The organism is Lysobacter sp. A286 (genome assembly GCF_054052105.1).
In genome coordinates, this window is sequence record NZ_JBSVRJ010000001.1 from 1,490,032 (window position 1) to 1,508,240 (window position 18,209).

Annotated in this window: 17 protein-coding genes; 7 read left to right on the top strand and 10 right to left on the bottom strand. The window is 65.3% G+C overall.

Annotation, left to right across the window (positions count from 1 at the left end; translation table 11 throughout):
• Window positions 1-22: 22 nt before the first annotated feature.
• The 5 genes from benB to ACW7G0_RS06880 all read right to left on the bottom strand — a co-directional run bounded on the left by benB (window position 23) and on the right by ACW7G0_RS06880 (window position 4,535).
• A complete protein-coding gene (gene benB / locus ACW7G0_RS06860; RefSeq protein WP_456988521.1) occupies window positions 23-526 on the bottom strand; it encodes a benzoate 1,2-dioxygenase small subunit in 504 nt (167 codons plus the stop codon).
• Complete coding sequence (locus ACW7G0_RS06865; protein WP_456988523.1) at window positions 523-1,896, bottom strand: Rieske 2Fe-2S domain-containing protein; 1,374 nt, start codon at window positions 1,894-1,896, stop codon at window positions 523-525. The genes benB and ACW7G0_RS06865 overlap by 4 nt, the downstream gene beginning before the upstream one ends.
• A 123-nt stretch (window positions 1,897-2,019) precedes the next feature.
• Window positions 2,020-2,964, bottom strand: coding sequence for a catechol 1,2-dioxygenase (catA, locus tag ACW7G0_RS06870; protein ID WP_456988525.1), 945 nt, complete (start codon window positions 2,962-2,964; stop codon window positions 2,020-2,022).
• 69 nt (window positions 2,965-3,033) lie between these two features.
• Window positions 3,034-3,324 (bottom strand): muconolactone Delta-isomerase, encoded by a 291-nt coding sequence (gene catC / locus ACW7G0_RS06875; protein ID WP_456988527.1) that lies wholly within the window; start codon window positions 3,322-3,324, stop codon window positions 3,034-3,036.
• Between the two features lie 2 nt (window positions 3,325-3,326).
• On the bottom strand, window positions 3,327-4,535 hold the full coding sequence (locus tag ACW7G0_RS06880; RefSeq protein WP_456988529.1) for a muconate/chloromuconate family cycloisomerase: 1,209 nt from the start codon (window positions 4,533-4,535) through the stop codon (window positions 3,327-3,329).
• A gap of 152 nt (window positions 4,536-4,687) precedes the next feature.
• Here ACW7G0_RS06880 and ACW7G0_RS06885 point away from each other — a divergent pair, with 152 nt between their 5' ends.
• On the top strand, window positions 4,688-5,614 hold the full coding sequence (locus ACW7G0_RS06885; RefSeq protein ID WP_456988531.1) for a LysR family transcriptional regulator: 927 nt from the start codon (window positions 4,688-4,690) through the stop codon (window positions 5,612-5,614).
• Window positions 5,615-5,691: 77 nt separating this feature from the next.
• On the opposite strand, the gene ACW7G0_RS06890 is transcribed toward ACW7G0_RS06885, so the two are convergent.
• Genes ACW7G0_RS06890 through ACW7G0_RS06910 form a run of 5 tightly spaced genes read right to left on the bottom strand, consistent with a single transcriptional unit; the run spans window position 5,692 to window position 9,061 of the window.
• Complete coding sequence (locus ACW7G0_RS06890; RefSeq protein WP_456988533.1) at window positions 5,692-6,819, bottom strand: zinc-binding dehydrogenase; 1,128 nt, start codon at window positions 6,817-6,819, stop codon at window positions 5,692-5,694.
• Between the two features lie 10 nt (window positions 6,820-6,829).
• Entirely contained in the window at window positions 6,830-7,297 is a 468-nt protein-coding gene (locus ACW7G0_RS06895) for a PaaI family thioesterase (RefSeq protein WP_456988535.1), read from the bottom strand.
• On the bottom strand, window positions 7,294-7,995 hold the full coding sequence (locus ACW7G0_RS06900; protein WP_456988536.1) for an SDR family NAD(P)-dependent oxidoreductase: 702 nt from the start codon (window positions 7,993-7,995) through the stop codon (window positions 7,294-7,296). The genes ACW7G0_RS06895 and ACW7G0_RS06900 overlap by 4 nt, the downstream gene beginning before the upstream one ends.
• Window positions 7,992-8,585 carry a DsbA family protein gene (locus tag ACW7G0_RS06905; protein WP_456988538.1) on the bottom strand — a complete coding sequence of 198 codons (594 nt, stop codon included), beginning with the start codon at window positions 8,583-8,585 and terminating at the stop codon, window positions 7,992-7,994. The genes ACW7G0_RS06900 and ACW7G0_RS06905 overlap by 4 nt, the downstream gene beginning before the upstream one ends.
• The gene (locus tag ACW7G0_RS06910; RefSeq protein WP_456988540.1) at window positions 8,582-9,061 is read right to left on the bottom strand and encodes a winged helix-turn-helix transcriptional regulator; all 480 of its coding nucleotides are present in this window, start codon (window positions 9,059-9,061) and stop codon (window positions 8,582-8,584) included. The genes ACW7G0_RS06905 and ACW7G0_RS06910 overlap by 4 nt, the downstream gene beginning before the upstream one ends.
• Window positions 9,062-9,615: 554 nt before the next feature.
• Between ACW7G0_RS06910 and ACW7G0_RS06915 the strand changes: the two genes are divergently transcribed.
• Genes ACW7G0_RS06915 through ACW7G0_RS06940 form a run of 6 tightly spaced genes read left to right on the top strand, consistent with a single transcriptional unit; the run spans window position 9,616 to window position 18,176 of the window.
• The gene (locus ACW7G0_RS06915) at window positions 9,616-10,896 is read left to right on the top strand and encodes an efflux RND transporter periplasmic adaptor subunit (protein WP_456988542.1); all 1,281 of its coding nucleotides are present in this window, start codon (window positions 9,616-9,618) and stop codon (window positions 10,894-10,896) included.
• 12 nt (window positions 10,897-10,908) lie between these two features.
• Window positions 10,909-14,058: an efflux RND transporter permease subunit gene (locus ACW7G0_RS06920; protein ID WP_456988543.1), complete on the top strand. Its 3,150-nt coding sequence runs from the start codon at window positions 10,909-10,911 to the stop codon at window positions 14,056-14,058.
• Window positions 14,051-15,475, top strand: a complete 1,425-nt coding sequence (locus ACW7G0_RS06925) for an efflux transporter outer membrane subunit (protein ID WP_456988545.1) — start codon at window positions 14,051-14,053, stop codon at window positions 15,473-15,475. Before ACW7G0_RS06920 ends, ACW7G0_RS06925 begins: the two co-directional genes overlap by 8 nt.
• Window positions 15,459-16,097 carry a TetR/AcrR family transcriptional regulator gene (locus ACW7G0_RS06930; protein ID WP_456961323.1) on the top strand — a complete coding sequence of 213 codons (639 nt, stop codon included), beginning with the start codon at window positions 15,459-15,461 and terminating at the stop codon, window positions 16,095-16,097. The genes ACW7G0_RS06925 and ACW7G0_RS06930 overlap by 17 nt, the downstream gene beginning before the upstream one ends.
• A 54-nt stretch (window positions 16,098-16,151) precedes the next feature.
• Entirely contained in the window at window positions 16,152-17,102 is a 951-nt protein-coding gene (locus tag ACW7G0_RS06935; RefSeq protein ID WP_456988547.1) for an aldo/keto reductase, read from the top strand.
• Window positions 17,103-17,111: 9 nt separating this feature from the next.
• Window positions 17,112-18,176: a lipid A deacylase LpxR family protein gene (locus tag ACW7G0_RS06940; RefSeq protein WP_456988549.1), complete on the top strand. Its 1,065-nt coding sequence runs from the start codon at window positions 17,112-17,114 to the stop codon at window positions 18,174-18,176.
• Window positions 18,177-18,209: the final 33 nt, after the last annotated feature.

Here is an 18,209-nt window from a genome sequence, read left to right on the forward strand (position 1 = left end):
GGCCGGCTCAAATTCAGCCTGATCAGATGTGATAGATATCGATCAACTGGTGGATGTAGTCGTTCTTCAGCACGACTTTCTTGCGCACGATCAAGGGCTCGCCACCGCTGGTGTCCAGTCCGCTCGTATCCAACGTGTAGAACGAGGTGCCGAAATAGCTGTCGGTGGCCTTGTAGCGGTGGCTGAGCGTGTGCCAGTTGAAGCGCAGGTCGATGCGTTCGCCTTCGCGCGACAGCACTTCGATATTGCTCAGGTTGTGGCCGGTACGCGTCTCCGGCAGGCTCGCGCTGGAACGCTCGGTCTTGATCCGGAACACACGGTCTTCCAGCCCCTCGCGGTTGGGGTAGTAGATCAGCGAGATATCGGTCTGCGGGTTCTCGACCAGGGTGTCGTCGTCGTCCCAGGCCGGCATCCAGAACTCCACCTTGGGCGAATAGCACTGCAGCCAGGCGTCGAAGTCGCGGTCGTCCAGCAGGCGTGCCTCGCGGTACAGGAATGCGGCGATCTGCTCATGCGTCAGGCTCATGCCGACACCTCCGCATCGCCCTGCTCCGCGGCCAGCGCGCGCGCCATCACTTGCGACCAGTAGCCATGCTGCTTCAGGTAAAGACCTTCATCCTCGGGATGGGTGCCGCTGATCAGCGGCTTCAGGCCCATGGCCGTGGCGTTGTCGTCGGCACCGTCGATCCAGTGGCCGTCGGCGCCGCGGCTTAGGTCGTTCCATGGCGCGGCAATGCCCTGATAGCCCTGCTGGCAGGCGCGGAACTCTTCCAGGTCGTCGGGCGTGCCCATGCCACTGACGTTGAAGAAGTCCTCGTATTGGCGGATGCGCAGCGCACGCATGTCCGCGCTCTCGCCCTTGGGCGCGAAGCAGTAGATGGTGACCTCGGTCTTGTCGACCGCGATCGGGCGCACCACCCGGATCTGGGTGGAAAACTGGTCCATCAGGTAGACGTTCGGGTACACGCACAGGTTGCGGGTCTGGTTGACGATGAAGTCGGCCTTGTCCTGCCCCAGCTTCGCGGCCAGCGCCTCGCGATGCGCATACACCGGCCGGACTTCCGGATTCAGCAGTTGCGTCCACAGCAGCAGGTGGCCGTGCTCGAAGCCGTACACGCCACCGACCGCCTTGGACCAGCTGTTGGCGTCCACGGCCTGGGTGCCGCCTTCCTCGTAGTTGCGCCGGCCCATGGTGGCGGCGTAGTTCCAGTGCACCGAACTGACGTGGTAACCGTCGGCGCCGTTCTCGATCTGCAGCTTCCAGTTGCCGTCGTAGGTGTAGCTGGAGCTGCCGCGAAGCACCTCGAGCCCGTCCGGCGCCTGATCCACGATCTGGTCGATGATCACCTTGGTTTCGCCCAAGTGCTCTTCCAGCGGCAGCACCGCGGCGTTGAGGCTGCCGAACAGGAAGCCGCGGTACGAGGCGAACTTCGCCACCTTTTTCAGGTCGTGCGAACCGTCGGTGTTGAAGCCCGGCGGATAGGCGCCGGTCTTGGCGTCCTTGGCTTTGAGCAGCTTGCCGCTGTTGCTGAAGGTCCAGCCGTGGAACGGACAGGTGAAGCTGCCCTTGTTGCCGCGGTTGCGGCGGCACAACATCGCGCCGCGGTGCGCACAGGCGTTGATCAGCGCGTGCAGCTCGCCTTGCTTGTCGCGGGTGATCACCACCGGCTGGCGACCGATGTTGGTGCTGAAGTAGTCGTTGTTCTCCGGGATCTGGCTTTCATGGGCCAGATACACCCAGTTGCCCTCGAAGATGTGGCGCATCTCCAGGTCGAACAGCGCTTCGTCGGTGAAGATGTCGCGGCGGGCGCGGTACACGCCACTGTCGGCGTCTTCGACCAGGGCGGCGTCGATCAACCGGGAAACGCGGGGGGAATTCTCGATGACGGCGGACATGGCGAGCTCCTGCACGTGAGCGACGTGCGTGGCGTGTGCGGCGCCACGCGAGACGACTCGCGGGTACCGGACTGGACAAGACCCCGGCAGCATCTGCCGGGCTTCAAGGGCTGGCTTGAAAGATCAGGCGGCGGCGCGTTTGCGCTCGACCACGCTATCGGGCACGGACCCGGTCTTGGGCACGAGCACGAAGTCGAACTCGATCTCGGCAAACGGGCCTTCCAGCCCCCGCGCCTTGATCGCGTCGGCGTCGTCCACCTGCTTGATCGCCGGCACCAGGTCGTCGCGGGTGGCGAAGGCGAAATCGTCGTGCAGGTACTCGTCGCCGTCGATGTTGATCTGCGTGGTCAGGTGACGGCAGCCATCGGCATTGATGAAGAAGTGGATGTGCGCCGGGCGCTGGCCGTGGCGGCCGACTGCGTCGAGCAGGTTCTGGGTCGGGCCGCCGGGCGGGCAACCGTAACCGGCCGGAACGACGCTGCGGAACTCGTAGTTGCCGTCGGCATCGGTGCGGATCGTGCGGCGCAGGTTGAACGCGCTCTGGGTCGAGTCGAAGAACGAGTACATGCCCTTGGTGTTGCAGTGCCAGACCTCGACGGTCGCACCCGGCAGCGCCTTGCCGCCCGCGTCGCGCACCTGGCCGTGCATGACCAGCAGTTGGCCATCCGGATCCGGGTCGGTATCCAGGCGGGCCTTGCCTTCGCTCACCGGCGCGCCGGCCACGTACAACGGACCCTCGATGGTGCGCGGGGTCACACCGGCGATGCCGGCGGCGGCATCGGCCGCGTCCATGCGCATGTCAAGGTATTTCTCGAAGCCGAACCCGGCGGCGGCCAGGCCGGCTTCACCGGCGGCACCGAGCTCGTTGATGTAGTTCACCGCGGTCCAGAACTCGCCCGGGGTGACGTCGAAATCTTCGATGGTACGGAACAGGTCGCCCAGCACGCGGTGCAGGATCTGCTTGGTGCGCAGGTTGCCTTGGGACGTTTTTCCTTCAGCCGACTTCAGACCGCTGCAGGTCTCGAGGAAATCCCGCAGCTCGGCGGTGTCGATGAGTTTGACCGTCATGGTGTTGCCCTCTTTCGGTTCGTCTTGCTGGGGTTGTGGCGAGTAGCTGGGGGTGATGCGATGACCGATTCAGCGGTCGTCGTCACGGATCGCGGACGGGTGACGGCACAACGGCATCACCTCGATCTGCATGTAGGGGTACAGCGGCAGCGCCATCAGCAGCTCGTGCAGCTCGGCGTTGCTGTCGACGTCGAAGATGCTGACGTTCGAGTACTGGCCGACGACGCGCCAGATGTGGCGCCACTTGCCGCTTTTCTGGAGTTGCTGGGACAGCGCCTTCTCGTCGGCCTTGAGCGTGGCGACGGTGTCTGCGGGAAGGTCGCGCGGGATGCGCACGTCCATGCGGACATGAAAAAGCATGGTCAGGCTCCTTGGGATGAGGTGGTGGAAACAGGTGCGATCGCGGCGGGGACGCTGAGCGTGCGGCGTACCGCGTCGCGGCGGAAGAACTGCACCCGCTCCTCGTCCAGGTCGATGCCCAGGCCCGGACCGGTCGGAACGGTGAGCTGGAAGTCGCTGTAATCCAGCGGCTGGACAAGGATCTCCTCGGTCAGCAGCAACGGCCCGAACAGCTCGGTGCCCCACTGCAGGTTCGGGAAGGTGCTGAAGACATGCGCCGCGGAAACGGTGCCAACCGATCCCTCCAGCATCGTGCCGCCATACAGCTCGATGCCGGCGGCATCGGCAATCGCGCCAATCTGCTGCGCGGCGAACAAGCCGCCGGCCTGCTCGGTCTTGATCGCGAACACATCGGCCGCGCCGGCACGCGCCAGCTCGTAGGCGCTCTGCGGGGTGCCGACCGACTCGTCGGCCATCAGCGGGATCGGGAAGCGACGGGCCAGCCGCGCCAGGGAAGCAGCGGTCGCCGTCGGTTGCTCGACCAGATCGCAGCCGACATCGGCCAGCGCCGGCAATCCACGCGCGGCGGCGGTCTCGCTCCAGGCCATGTTGACGTCGACGCGGACGCTGGCACGGTCGCCAACCGCACGCTTGATCGCGGCCACGTGGGCGACGTCGTCGGCCACCGCACGCATGCCGATCTTCAGCTTGAACACGTCATGGCGGCGAAGCGCCAACATCTGCTCGGCCTCGGCGATGTCGAGTGCGGTATCGCCCGAAGCGAGCGTCCACGCCACCGGCAGGCGATCGCGCACGCGGCCACCGAACAGTTCCGACAGCGGTATGCCCAGCCGGCGGGTGTGGGCATCCAGCAACGCGGTCTCGACGGCGCACTTGGCGAAATGGTTGCCCTTCACGTGCTTGCCGATCTTCGCCATCAGCAGACGCACCTGCGACAGGTCGGCGTCCTTCAGCAGTGGCGCGATGTAGGTATCGATGGCGAGCTTCATGCTTTCCGGGCTTTCCGGCCCGTACGACATGCCGCCGATGGTGGTGCCCTCGCCGATGCCGACGCTGCCGTCGGTGGCGTGGATCCGAACCAGCATCAGGGTCTGGGCATGCATGGTCGCGACTGACATCCTATGCGGCCGGATGGTCGGGATATCCAGCAGGAGGGTCTCGACGCGCTCGACGCGAACGGTGGGCTGACGGGGATGGCTGATATTTGGCATGCCCCGATTCTTCGACCCTGCCGCGTGGCAAGTCCAAGACTATTACAGTCTTATTTCATACCCAAAAGGTATGATCTAACTGCATAACGCCCGAATGCAGCGTTTATTGCGCTGCAACATCCGCCCCATACCCCAGTCGAAGGTAAAGCTGAATGGAGCTCCGGCAGCTACGTTATTTTGTCGCGGTCGCCCAAACGCGCAACTTCACCCGGGCGGCCGAGCAGCTGCATATCGCCCAGCCACCGCTCAGCCGCCAGATCAGGCAGTTGGAGGACGAGTTGGGCGTGCAGCTGCTGCTGCGCAACAGCCGGCCGTTGCGGCTGACCGACGCCGGCCGGGTGTTCCGCGAGCAGGCCCTGCAGATCCTGGCGCGGGTGGAACAGATGAAAACCGCGACCCAGCGCACCGGCCGCAACGAGCGCGGCGTGCTCTCGATCGGCTTCGTCGCCTCCACGCTGTACAGCGGGATGCCACTGCTGGTGCGCCGGCTCCGCCAACAGCGTCCGGAGCTGGACATCCAGTTGCTCGAAATGATGTCGATGGATCAGATTGAGGCACTCAAGACCGGGCGCATCGACGTCGGCTTCGGCCGCGTCCGCGCGATCGACCCGGCGGTGGAGCGCATCGTGATGCGCGAAGAGCGGCTGGTGGTCGCCCTGCCCCCGACCAGTCCGCTGGCAGGCGGCACCGGCCCGCTGCCGCTGAGCGCAATCACCGGCGAAACCCTGATCGTCTACCCGAAGGAACCCCGCCCCAGCTTCGCCGACCAGGTGCTCTCGCTGTTCGCCGACCAGGGCCTGCGGCCAAAAGAGACCCAGGAAGTCCGCGAACTGCAGACCGCACTGGGCCTGGTCGCGGCGGACATGGGCGCCTGCATCATCCCCAGCTCGGTACGGATCCTGCGCACCGACCTGTGTTATCGCGACCTGGCAGACGATCACGCCACCTCGCCGATCATCATCAGCTACCGCGCCAACGACCACTCGCGCGACATCGACCTGGTGAAGCGCTTGATCGGCGAGATGTATGCCGAGGAGCCGGCCTGGCTCGACGGCGGCCCGCAGCGGACGGGCGCATGACGAAAACCAGAGACAGAGGTTCCCCCGCCAGCCAGCGCCTCAGACCTTGACCGCGTTCGCGGCTCCAGGCTCCCCGCCTACAAGGACGGGTTGATCAGATACTTCTCGCCGGTCGACTTGCGCTGGTACGCGGCCAGGATTTCTGGCTGGAGCGCATCGGTGAGGCTGACGGTTTTTGTATAGTGGCTGGCGAAAGTCGTTGTCAGCTCATCCACAACGCGTTGGCGCATCCGCGCCGCGACCTCCTGGCCCGCCTTCTGCATGAAGGGGAAGAGAAGCCATCCGCCGATGTTCCAGGCAAAGCCGAACGTCCGATCGATCACGGTCGGCCCGGTGTCCAGGGCGCCGTAGATGTAGACCTGCTTGGGCGCGTCCGAGCCGTAGCGGCTGTAGGAGGTGACGCCGCGGCTGGCGACCGTTTCCATCGCCTGCAGGATCTGCCCGGCCAGCTTGCCGCCACCGATGGCGTCGAAGCCTATGGTCGCGCCCGTTTCAGCGATCGCTTCCGTCAGCTCGGCCTGGAAGTCCGGCGACGTGCTGTCGACGATGTGGTGTGCGCCGATCTCGCGGAGAATCGTCGCCTGCGCGCTGCTGCGCACGATATTGACGAGCCCGATGCCGTCAGCAAGGCAGATCCTGTTGAGCATCTGGCCCAGGTTCGAAGCGGCGGCGGTATGCACGATGGCGCTGTGCCCCTCGGCCTTCATCGTCTCGGTGAAGCCAAGCGACGTCAGCGGATTGACGAACATCGACGCGCCGTCCGCCACGTCCGCGTCATCGGGCAGCAGGATGCAGTCCTGCGCCCGCAGCTTGCGCAGCTGCGTGTACATCCCGCCGCCCAGCATCCCGACCTTTTTCCCAAGGAAATGCTGCATATTGCCGCCGGTTTTGACGACGGTGCCCGCGCCTTCGTTGCCGACCGGCAGCGATTGATCCAGCCGGCTGCGAATGGCCGCCAGACGCTGCTGCGGAATGTCGGCGACCAGCACCGGTCGTTCTTGCGTACCTTCGGCTCTGACGGTCGAGACATCGGCAGGCCCGAGCAAGAGCCCAAGGTCGGATGGATTGATGGGGGTGGCCTCGACCCGCACCACCAGCTCATCCGGGCCGGGCTCATCCAGAGTGACCGTCTCCAGACTCAGGCGAAGCTGTCCCTCGGACGTCGCCAGCGATCGCAATTCCAATCCATTCATCGCCTTGTCCATCTCTGCCACCTCATTGGGGCTCCTTAATGTCGAATACCAGCAGCGTCGACGTGGCCGTCGCACACAGCCGGCCCTCGCCGTCATGCAGCGTCGCCTCGGCGAAAGCGACGCGTCGCCCCATCGAGATAACACGGCCGACCGCGCGCACCGTCCCGCTGTTGTCGGTCAGCGGACGCAGATACGACACCTTCAGTTCGAGCGTGGTGTGCCCGCGCCCGGCGTCGAGCTGGCTGTGGACGGCAATGCCGCAGGCACTGTCGAGCAGTGTCGCCGCATAGCCACCGTGCACCGAGCCGAGCGGGTTGTAGACGGTCCGATCAGGCGCGCCTTCGAACACGGCATGGCCGCGATCGACCTCGACCAAGGTGAAGCCGAGCGTTTCGCCCATCGGCGGCTGGTTGGCTCCGGCCACCATCAGGGCGCGAAGCTGCTCGAGGCCGTTGAGCGCGCCGTCTCCCCACGTATCCACGGTGCTCACCACGGCTCGTGGAAGGGCCGGACTTCGGCGAGGAACGACCACGCGTCTCGCGGCTGATGTGCCAGGTGAAAGACCTCGCCCGCGATCGAGGCGGGGGAGATGAAGAAATCGTCCGCCGCATCGGGCAGCCGCTCGCGCTGCCACGGCACGTCGATTACGGCATCGATGATGAGATAGGCAACGTGCACGCCCTTCGGCCCCAGGTCGCGGGCCAGTGATTCGGCCAGGATCCGCTGCGCCGCCTTGGTCGGCGCGAAGCCGGCAAAGCCCGCCTTGCCACGCTGGGCGGAGGTGTTGCCGGTCACGATCAACGCGCCTTCGCCAGCCGCGACCATCGCCGGGGCGGTCAGCCGCGCGAGGTTGAACAGCGCCATCGTGTTGATGTCGAAGTTCTTCTGCAGCGTCTCCGCCTCGATCTCCATGAACGTGCCGAACGCGCCGCCCACGGCGTTGTGGACGACCACCTTCGGCATGCCGACGTCGGCGATGGCCTGCTCGAGCGCGGCCACGTCGGTCACGTCGCACGGCACGGCGATGGTGTCGGGGATCTCCCTTTCCAGCGCCGCGAGGCGATCCGCATCGCGCGCCAGCATTGCCACGCGGTAGCCGCCCTCGGCGAAGCGCCGCACCAGGGCAGCGCCGGTGCCGGGGCCGACCCCGGTCACGAGGGCGAGTGGTTTGGTGGTCTTGCTGGTCATGCTGATTCCTCCAGGAGCGCGATGTGTTCGCGCACAAAGTCGAGACGGTCGTTGCCGAAGAACATCGCGTCGCCAACGAACATGGTCGGCGAGCCGAACACGTCGCGCTCGATGGCTTCGTTGGTGTTGGCCTCCAGCTGCGCGATCGTTTCGGGTGCGTCGATCCGCTTGGCGATCGCGTCAGTGTTGATCCCGGCTGCGGCGATGACAGCGAGGATGTCGTCCTTCGTGGCGAGTGTCTTGCCCTCGCTCCAGCACGCGCGGTACAGCGCCAGCGTTATTTCCATTGCCTCCGCCGGCGACTCCGCCGCCAGCACCGCGCGCGAACAGGCATCGCCATCGTTGGCGCGCATGTCGGATGGGTTCAGCGCGATACCGTAGCGCTGCGCCCAGCGCGCCAGGTCCGTGGAGGCGTAGCGTCCCTTGGCCGCGCAGGTGAGCGTGGTCGGCACGTTGCCGACCGCCTCCATCACCTTCAACAGCATCATCGGCCTGAGCACGAGGTCGACGCCCATCTCGCGTAGCTGGGTGAAGGCCAGGTAGCTGTACGGGCTGCGGAAATCGTAGAAGAGTTCGAGCGATCGGGTCATCGGGCTGCTCCTGTGGCGAGGTTGTCGAGAAGGTGGCGGGTGCGGTCGTCGGCCCCTGGGCCGGGGCGAAGCTGGGTGCGGTTCGTGGGCACGGCCGTGCCGGTCTCGGGATCGACCAGCGCCAGGCGCAGCGGTCGCCCGGTCTCGCGATCGATGGTCTCCACGGTCGGCGCGCCAAAGCCGCTCGCATCCCAGCGATCGCCCCATTCGCGCAGTGCGACGCTGACCTTCCACAGGTCGCGGCCCTTGGCCGTCAGCCGGTATTCGACCCGTGGCGGCCGCTCCTGATAGCGCGATTGTTCGACGATGCCGTGCTGCGTCAGGTGCTTGAGGCGCGCCGCCAGCGTGGCGGTGGGAATGCCCGTGCTCTCGCGCAGTTCGTCATGGCGGGCAAGCCCGAGCGACAGGTCGCGGATCAGCAGCAGCGTCCAGCGATCCCCGATCAACTCGAGTGCGCCCGCGATGGAACACCGCATTCCTGCGAAAGACTTCACTTTCACTTTGTCGACACCTTGTTACTTCAGTTATTGAAGTATAGGTGTTTCGGGGCTTTTGTCGAGCACATCGAGTCATCGCGACAGTCCCGCCAGGCCGAGCTCCTTTCCCCGGCTTCGCCGACCACCAGGTGCTATCGCTGTTCGCCGACCAGGGCCTGCGGCCAAAATAGACCCAGAAGTCCGCGAGCTGCAAACCGCACTGGGCCTGGTGCCGGACAGTAGCGAAAGCTTCCCGGCTGCTCATTTCCAACGAAGCCCTGCGCTCACATGAGCTTCAACCGGCAGCTGCAATGCTTGCGCGCGTTATGCGCACAGAAACTCGTCAACGTGATCTCCAGATGGCTTCCGGGCGTCATTCAAAATGAATCCGCGCAAGACCGGCGCTCGAAAGTGTGTGATCGCTCACGGAACGTCACACGCGCATTCAGCTTCACGTGATCACACCATTGACATAAAAAGAATGATCGTTCATTCTTCTCCGGTTCGGGCGGCTTGACCGCCCTCTTTCTATTCACCCCATTGAGCCTACTCCCATGTCCAGGTCCCCACGCCGCTTGGTTCTCCTGCCGTTGGCACTCACCGTCGCCCTTGCTGCCTGCGGCGGCGATGAGGCCTCGCAACAGCCGCCGCCCGCCGCGGTAACCGTGGTCACCATGAAGCCGGAAACGGCGACCCTGACGCGCGAGTTGCCGGGCAGGACCAACGCTTTCCAGATCGCCGAGGTTCGCCCCCAGGTGTCGGGCATCGTCGACAAGCGGCTGTTCACCGAGGGCGGTCTGGTAAAGGCGGGACAGGCGCTGTATCAGCTCGACAACGCCTCCTACGAAGCCAACGCCAACAGTGCCCGGGCGCAGCTCGGACGCGCGCAGGCAACCCTGGTATCGGCCAAGCTGACCGCCGCCCGATCGGGCGAACTGGTCAAGATCGATGCCATCAGCAGGCAGGACAATGAAAACGCCACGGCGGCGCTGAGCCAGGCCAAGGCCGAGGTCGCGGCTGCCCAGGCCGCGGTGCAAAGTGCCGAAGTGACCTTGGGTTATGCCCGGATCAACTCGCCGATCAGCGGCCGCATTGGCAAGTCCTCGGTCACCAAGGGCGCCCTGGTGACGGCCAACCAGCCCGAAGCGCTGGCGACCGTCCAGCAACTCGATCCGATCTACGTCGACCTGACCCAATCGGCCAGCGAACTGCTGCAACTGCGCAAGGAGCTGGCGGCGGGCACGCTGGAAGGCGCGCGCGACCTGCCGGTGACGATCCTGCTGGAGGATGGCACGCCGTTCGACCAGCAGGGCAAGCTGGCGTTTGCCGAGGTCAGCGTCGATCCCGGCACCGGCAGCTACTCATTGCGCGTGGTGGTGGACAACCCCGATCACCTGTTGCTTCCCGGCATGTATGTACGGGCGGTAATCGGAAAAGGAGTACGCCAGAACGCGATCCTGGTGCCGCAGCAGGGCATCACCCGCGACCCCAAGGGCCATGCTACCGCGATGGTGGTCAACGCCGAGAACAAGGTCGAGGTGCGCCCGGTCACGGTCAGCCAGACCGTCGGCAACAAATGGTTGGTCGAAAGCGGCCTGGCTGCCGGCGATAAGGTGATCATCGCCGGCCTGCAGAAAGTCCAGCCCGATGCCCCGGTGAACGCTACCGAGGCCGGTGAGCAGGCCGAAAAGGCCACCGGCGAAGCTGCGCCCGAGGATGCCCAGCCGGCGACTGCCAAACCAGAGCCCGGCACGCCCGAGGTCGCCAACCCCGACGCCGCCACCCCCGCTGATGCGGCCACGCCGGCGGCCAACGCCCCGGCCTCGCAGCAGTAAGCGGAGAACTTCATGGCACATTTCTTTATCGATCGCCCCATCTTTGCGTGGGTCATCGCGATCATCATCATGCTGGCCGGCGGGCTGGCGATCTTCACCTTGCCGATCTCCCAGTACCCGACCATCGCGCCGCCCACGGTATCCATTGGCGCGACCTACCCCGGCGCCTCGGCGAAGGTGGTCGAGGACTCGGTGGTGCAGATCATCGAGCAGCAGATGAAAGGCCTCGACGGCCTGCTGTATTTCTCATCCACCAGTGAGGGCAGCGGCCGCGCCTCGATCACCCTGACGTTCGAGAACGGCACCGACCCCGACACCGCCCAGGTGCAGGTGCAGAACAAGCTGCAGTCGGCCATGCCGTTGCTGCCGCAGGAAGTGCAACGCCAGGGCGTGAACGTCAGCAAGTCGTCCAGTGGTTTCCTGCAGGTGATCGGCTTCGTGTCCGAAGACGGCAGCATGTCCAAGGACGACATCTCCGATTACGTCGGTGCCACCCTGGTCGACCCACTCAGCCGGGTACCCGGTGTGGGCGACATCCAGGTGTTCGGTTCCAAGTACGCGATGCGAATCTGGCTGGATCCCAACAAGCTCGACACCTACCACCTAACTCCCGCCGACATCACCGCCGCGGTGCAGGCGCAGAACGCGCAGGTCGCGGTCGGCTCGCTGGGTGGCGCCCCGGCGGTTGAAGGCCAGCAGATCAACGCCACCATCACCGCACAGGATCGGCTGCAGACGCCGGAGCAGTTCCGCGACATCGTGGTGCGCAGCAATGCCGACGGCTCGGTGCTCAAGCTGGGCGACGTCGCACGGGTGGAGATGGGCTCGGAGAACTACGAGTTCATCTCCCGCTACAACGGCCAGAACGCAACCGGCGTGGCCATTTCGCTGGCCACCGGCGCCAACGCCCTCGATGCAGCCGCAGGCGTCAAGGCGACACTGGATGAGTTGACGCCGTTCTTCCCGCCAGGCCTGAAGGCAGTCGTTCCGTTCGACACCACGCCGTTTGTGAAGGTGGCGATCAAGGGCGTCGTCATCACCTTGCTGGAAGCGATCGTGCTGGTGTTCCTGGTGATGTACCTGTTCCTGCAGAATTTCCGCGCGACATTGATTCCCACCATCGCGGTGCCGGTGGTCCTGCTGGGCACCTTCGGCATCCTGGCGGCATTGGGCTTCTCGGTGAACATGCTGACCATGTTCGCGATGGTGCTGGCAATCGGATTGCTGGTTGATGACGCCATCGTGGTGGTCGAGAACGTCGAGCGGCTGATGTCCGAGGAAGGCCTGTCGCCACTGGAGGCGACGCGCAAGTCGATGGACCAGATCACCGGCGCACTGGTCGGCATCGGCCTGGTGCTGTCTGCCGTATTCGTGCCGATGGCCTTCATGTCCGGGTCGACCGGCATCATCTACCGACAATTCTCCGCCACGATCGTGTCGGCGATCGGGTTGTCGGTGCTCATCGCCATCGTGCTGACCCCGGCGCTGTGCGCCACCATGCTCAAGCCCATCAAGAAGGGCGAGCACGGCAAGACCACCGGCTTCTTCGGCTGGTTCAACCGCCACTTCGACAACAGCAGCAAGAAGTACCGACGCGGCGTGTACGGCATCATGGGTCGCTCCAAGCGTTTCCTGGCTATCTTCCTGGCCCTGGTCGTGGTGATGGGCCTGCTGTTCGTGCGCCTGCCCAGCTCGTTCCTCCCGCAGGAGGACCAGGGCATCCTGTTCGCCCAGGTCCTGGCCCCGGTGGGAGCGACCCAGGAGCGGACGATGGAGTCCATGGAGAAGCTGGAGAACTACTTCCTGGAGGACGAGAAGGACAACGTCGAATCGGTGTTCAGCGTGCAGGGCTTCAGCTTTGGCGGCAGCGGCCAGAACAACGGCATGGCCTTCGTCAAGTTGAAGGACTGGGGCGAGCGCACCAGCGACGACGCCAGTGCCACCGCGATTGCCGGCCGCGCGATGGTCGGGCTTGCCGGCATCCAGGACGCATTCGCGTTCGCCTTCGCCCCGCCGGCCATCCCCGAGCTGGGCACGGCCGCCGGTTTCACCTTCTACCTCAAGGACAACGCCGCGCAAGGGCACGATGCACTGATCGCGGCGCGCAACCAGTTGCTGGGCGCGGCCGCCCAGAGTCCGGTGCTGGTCAACGTACGTCCGAACGGCCAGGAGGACTCGCCGCAGTTGCGACTGGATATCGACCAGGAAAAAGCCAGCGCGCTGGGCCTGTCGACCGCCAACATCAACTCCACCTTGTCGGCAGCCTGGGGCGGCCAGTACATCGATGACTTCATCGACCGTGGCCGCGTCAAGCGCGTGATGTTGCAGGCCGATGCGCCATTCCGCATGGTGCCCGAGGACTTCAACCAGTGGTCGGTGCGCAACAACGCCGGCGAGATGGTGCCGTTCTCCGCCTTCGGCACCTCGCGGTGGGCGTATGGTTCGCCGCGTCTGGAACGCTACAACGGCGTGTCCGCGGTCCAGATCCAGGGTGAGGCCGCGCCAGGGGAAAGCTCGGGCGAGGCCATGGACACCATCGAGACGCTCGCCGCGCAACTGCCGGAAGGGTTCGCCATCGAATGGACCGGCTTGTCCTATCAGGAACGCGAGGCTGGCGCGCAGACGCCATTGCTCTACACGCTGTCGCTGCTGATCGTATTCCTGTGCCTGGCCGCGTTGTATGAGAGCTGGACGATCCCGACCGCGGTGCTGATGGTGGCGCCACTGGGCATCCTGGGCACCGTGCTGGCGGCCTCGTTGAGTGGCATGGAACGCGACGTCTACTTCCAGGTGGCTATGTTGACCACGGTGGGGCTGACCAGCAAAAACGCGATCATGATCATCACCTTCGCCAAGGACTACATGGCCGAGGGCATGGAACTGGTGCAGGCCACCATGCAGGCTGTACGCGACCGCCTGCGGCCGATCCTGATGACCTCGCTGGCGTTCGGCATGGGCGTGCTGCCGCTGGCCCTCGCCAACGGTGCCGGCTCGGGCGCACAGAATGCGATCGGTACCGGTGTGCTCGGCGGCATGATCGTCGGCGTGATACTGGGCCTGTTCTTCGTTCCCCTGTTCTTCCTGGTGGTCGAGCTGCTGTTCAACCGCGACCTGCGCAAACCCGCCGCTGCCGCTCTCGCCGGAGACGACAAACATGCATAAGCCACTGATCACCGCCCTGGCGCTGGCGACGAGCCTGTTCGTCTCCGGCTGCGCCATGCTCGAGCCCCGGGTACCTGAGGCGGCACCGGCGATCGCCGCCGACTGGCCGTTGCCGCCGACCACCTCGACAAGCTCCCCCGCGCTGGTGACCGGCACCTCCACTGCGCTCCCGGTTGCCGATATTGGCTGGCGCAACTTCTTCGTCGATCCCGCGCTGGAGCAGCTGATCGCGCTGTCGCTGGAGAACAACCGCGACCTGCGGGTGGCGATGCTCAACGTGGAGCGCGCCCGCTCCCAGTACCGGATCCAGCGGGCCGACCGGATGCCATCGCTCGGCGTGACCGGACAAATGGAGCGGATCGGCGGCGATGTAACGACCAGCGAGACCTACTCCGCCAACCTGGGAATCGCCGAGTTCGAACTCGATCTGTTCGGACGCGTGCGCAACCTCAGTCACGCCGCATTGCAGCAGTACTTCGCCACCGAGGAAGCCCGTCGCAGCGCCCAGTTGGCACTGATCGCGCAGGTCGCCAACACCTACCTCGCCCTCTCGGCCGACCGCGAACTGTTGCAAATCTCAGAAGCGACGCTGGCAAGCCACCAAGCTTCATACAAACTGACCCAACAGCGTCATGAGCTCGGCGCCTTGTCCGCACTGGAGGTCAACCAGGCCCGTACGGTGGTCGAAACCGCACGCTCCGACGTGGCCCGGTTCGCCGGCCAAGTGGCGCAGGACACCAATGCACTGACCTTGCTGGTGGGCAACCCCATCGGTACGGAATTTCTGCCCGACGCGTTCCAGCCGCAGGTGAGCGGGCTGGATGCCCTGCCCGCCGGCCTGCCCTCGGAAGTGTTGTTGCGCCGGCCCGACATCATGGCCGCCGAACACCAGTTACTTTCCGCGAATGCCAACATCGGCGCTGCCCGCGCGGCGTTCTTTCCGTCGATCAGCCTGACCGGCAGCATTGGCTCCACCAGCACCGAGTTGTCTGGCTTGTTCGATGGTGGCACCAGCATCTGGAGCTTCGTGCCGCGGATCAACCTGCCGATCTTCCAGGGTGGCCGCCTGCGCGCCAACCTGGGCATGGCCACCGCGGACCGCGATATCGCACTGGCCCAATATGAAAAATCGATCCAGGTCGGCTTCCGTGAAGTCGCCGATGCGCTGGCACTGAGCACGACTCTGGCGGACCAGCGGGTTGCACAGGAGGCCCTGCTGGAGGCGGCGACCCGTGCGCACGAACTCTCCCAGGCCCGTTATGACGCCGGACGGGACAGCTACCTGATCCTGCTCGATGCCCAGCGGACGTTGTATGCAGCCCGCCAATCCCTGGTGGCGACCCTGTTGTCCGAGCAGGCCAACCGGATCACGCTATACAAGGTGCTCGGCGGCGGGTGGTATGAGCAAAACCCCTGACCCCCTGGCCATGAGCGAGGAGGCACTGGTCACGGCGAAGGGCGAAGCCCGCGTCGAAGCCCAGCGCGAACGGATCCTGGCTGCGGCGCAGAAGTGCTTCATCGAGCACGGCTTCCACGGCGCCAGCATGGCCAACATCGCCGAGACCGCCGGCATGAGCGCCGGGCTGATCTACCGTTATTTCGCGAGCAAGAACGAAATCATCCTGGCGATCGTGCAGCACCAGCTCGAGCTGTTTTTGCACGACGTCCAGCTCAACCGCCAAGTCGACATGACTGCCGAGATGATCGGCAGTTTCGGCACCACCTGCCGCCGGGGTCCGCGCGGCATGAGCCCGGCGCTGCTGCTGGAGATGTCTGCCGAGGCCACCCGTGATCCCTCCATCGCCGCCGCGCTGGACGGTTTCGACACCGTACTGCGCAAGGTAATGACGGAGTGGCTGAGCGACAGCCCCGAAAACGGCGGCCTCGGGTTGTCAGCCGATCTGGCCCCGTCCCGCGCCCTGATGCTGCAGTTGTTGTTTGAAGGGCTGAAAGTGCGCGAGACCCGCGAGCCCAAACTGGACCGGGCACTATTGGCGAAGGCCTTGCAGGATTTCGTGCCGCTGCTGCTCAGCCCCTAACCGGGATCGATCCGCGGGCCTGGCCATCCGCAGAAACACGCAAAAGGAATCTCCATGAACAAGCGCCCCCTTGGCCGTAGCGGCCTGCAGATCGCACCGCTGGTATTCGGCGGCAACGTATTCGGCTGGACGGTGGATCAACCGACCGCCTTCACCCTGCTCGACCGTTTCATCGATGCCGGCCTGAACGCCATAGACACCGCCGACGTGTACTCCACCTGGGTGCCCGGCAATCAGGGCGGCGAGTCGGAGACCATCATCGGCAACTGGCTCAAGGCAGCCCCCGCCCGGCGCGAGAAGACCGTCATCATCACCAAGGTCGGCTCGCAGATAGCCCCCGACCGCAAGGGCCTGTCGGCGAAATGGATCATTACGGCTGCCGAAGACTCGCTGCGCCGGCTGCAGACCGACCGCATCGACCTTTACCTGAGCCATCAACCGGATCCGGATACGGCGGTGGAGGAAACCCTGCGCGCCTACGAGCAGCTCATCGCCCAGGGCAAGGTGCGGGCCATCGGCGCCTCCAACCTCGATGCGGCACAGCTTCGCGAAGCACTCGCGGTGGCATCGGAAAAGAACCTGCCACGCTACGAGGTTCAGCAGCCCGAGTACAACCTCTACGACCGCGCCGGCTACGAGGCCGGACTGCGCGATCTTTGCATCGCCGAAGGCCAGGGCGTGATCACGTACTACAGCCTCGCCTCGGGCTTCCTGTCGGGCAAGTACCGCTCCAGCGACGATCTGGGCAAAAGCGTGCGTGGCCAAGGCATCGCCCGGTATCTCGACGCGCGTGGCCTGAATATCCTGCAGGCACTGGACACGGTGGCGGCAAACCACGACGCGACGCCGGCCGAAGTCGCGCTGGCTTGGCTGATCGCGCGTGAAGGCGTCACCGCACCGATCGCCAGCGCCACCACAATCGAGCAGCTCGACAGTCTGGTTCGCGCAACCCTACTGGCGCTCCCGGCGACCGACATCGCCCTGCTCGACAGCGCCAGCGCGTAAAGTCGCCCCGTGGCGGCCAAGCGATGCCTCCTGCGCCGCTGGTGCGTGCTGGCGATCGGCGCGGTGCTGCCTGGCCTTGCCGCCGCGCAGGCCGTCTGCCCCGAGGACTCCACCCTGGCCGCCTACCCGCCGGTCGTCAGCTTGCGGGTGGACAATGATCTGTTCGCCAACCGGGACGAGGGTTACACCAGTGGCGTGCTGCTGACCATGGTCTCGCCCAATCTCAAGGACTATGTCGACGACCCGTGCCTGCCGGCGCCGGCGCGCTGGTTGAACGGATACCTGCAGCGCATCCAGCCCGAGGGCTTCGACCAGCAGAATATGGTTGTCACTGTCGCCCAAGGGATATTCACCCCCGGGGACCACACACGGACGGACCTGATCGAGGACGACCGGCCATACGCGGGCGCGCTGCTGGTGGGCTTCGGCTACAACGCCCGCAAGGAACACGAACTACGCACCACGCAGCTGCTGGTGGGCATGGTCGGTCCCGCTTCGCTGGCCGAGCGCACCCAGGACCTGATCCACGACATCGTCAGCGGGGACAAGTTCCACGGTTGGGAACACCAACTGCACAACGAGCCGGTGCTGAACCTTGTCCACGAACGGTCACGCCGACAGCCGGCGGTTACGATCGGCGATGGCTACCTGGAATGGGATGCAATTTCGCACTGGGGCGGAGCGATCGGCAATCTACACACCCATGCGAACGCCGGGGTCGAGTTGCGGCTCGGCCACCGGCTGCCGGACGATTTCGGCTCCAGCCCGGTGCGGCCGTCAGGCAACAACACCTCGCCGACCATTGATCGAAGGATGGTACGGGGCTGGTCCTGGCATGCGTTCCTTGCCACCGATGCGCGGTGGGTGCTGCGCGACCTGACCCTTGATGGCAACACGTTCCGCAGAAGCCACAGCGTCGACAAGGAGCCACTGGTCGCCGAAGCCGCAATCGGCGTCGCCATGACGCATGGCCGCACCAAGTTCGCTTTCGCCCGCTACTTCCGTACCCGGGAGTTCGAGGGTCAGCGCAACCGTCCTGCGTATGGGAGCTTCACCATCAGTCGGGCGTTTTGAGCACCGGAAGCGTGCCGCGGCTGCTCAAGCCGT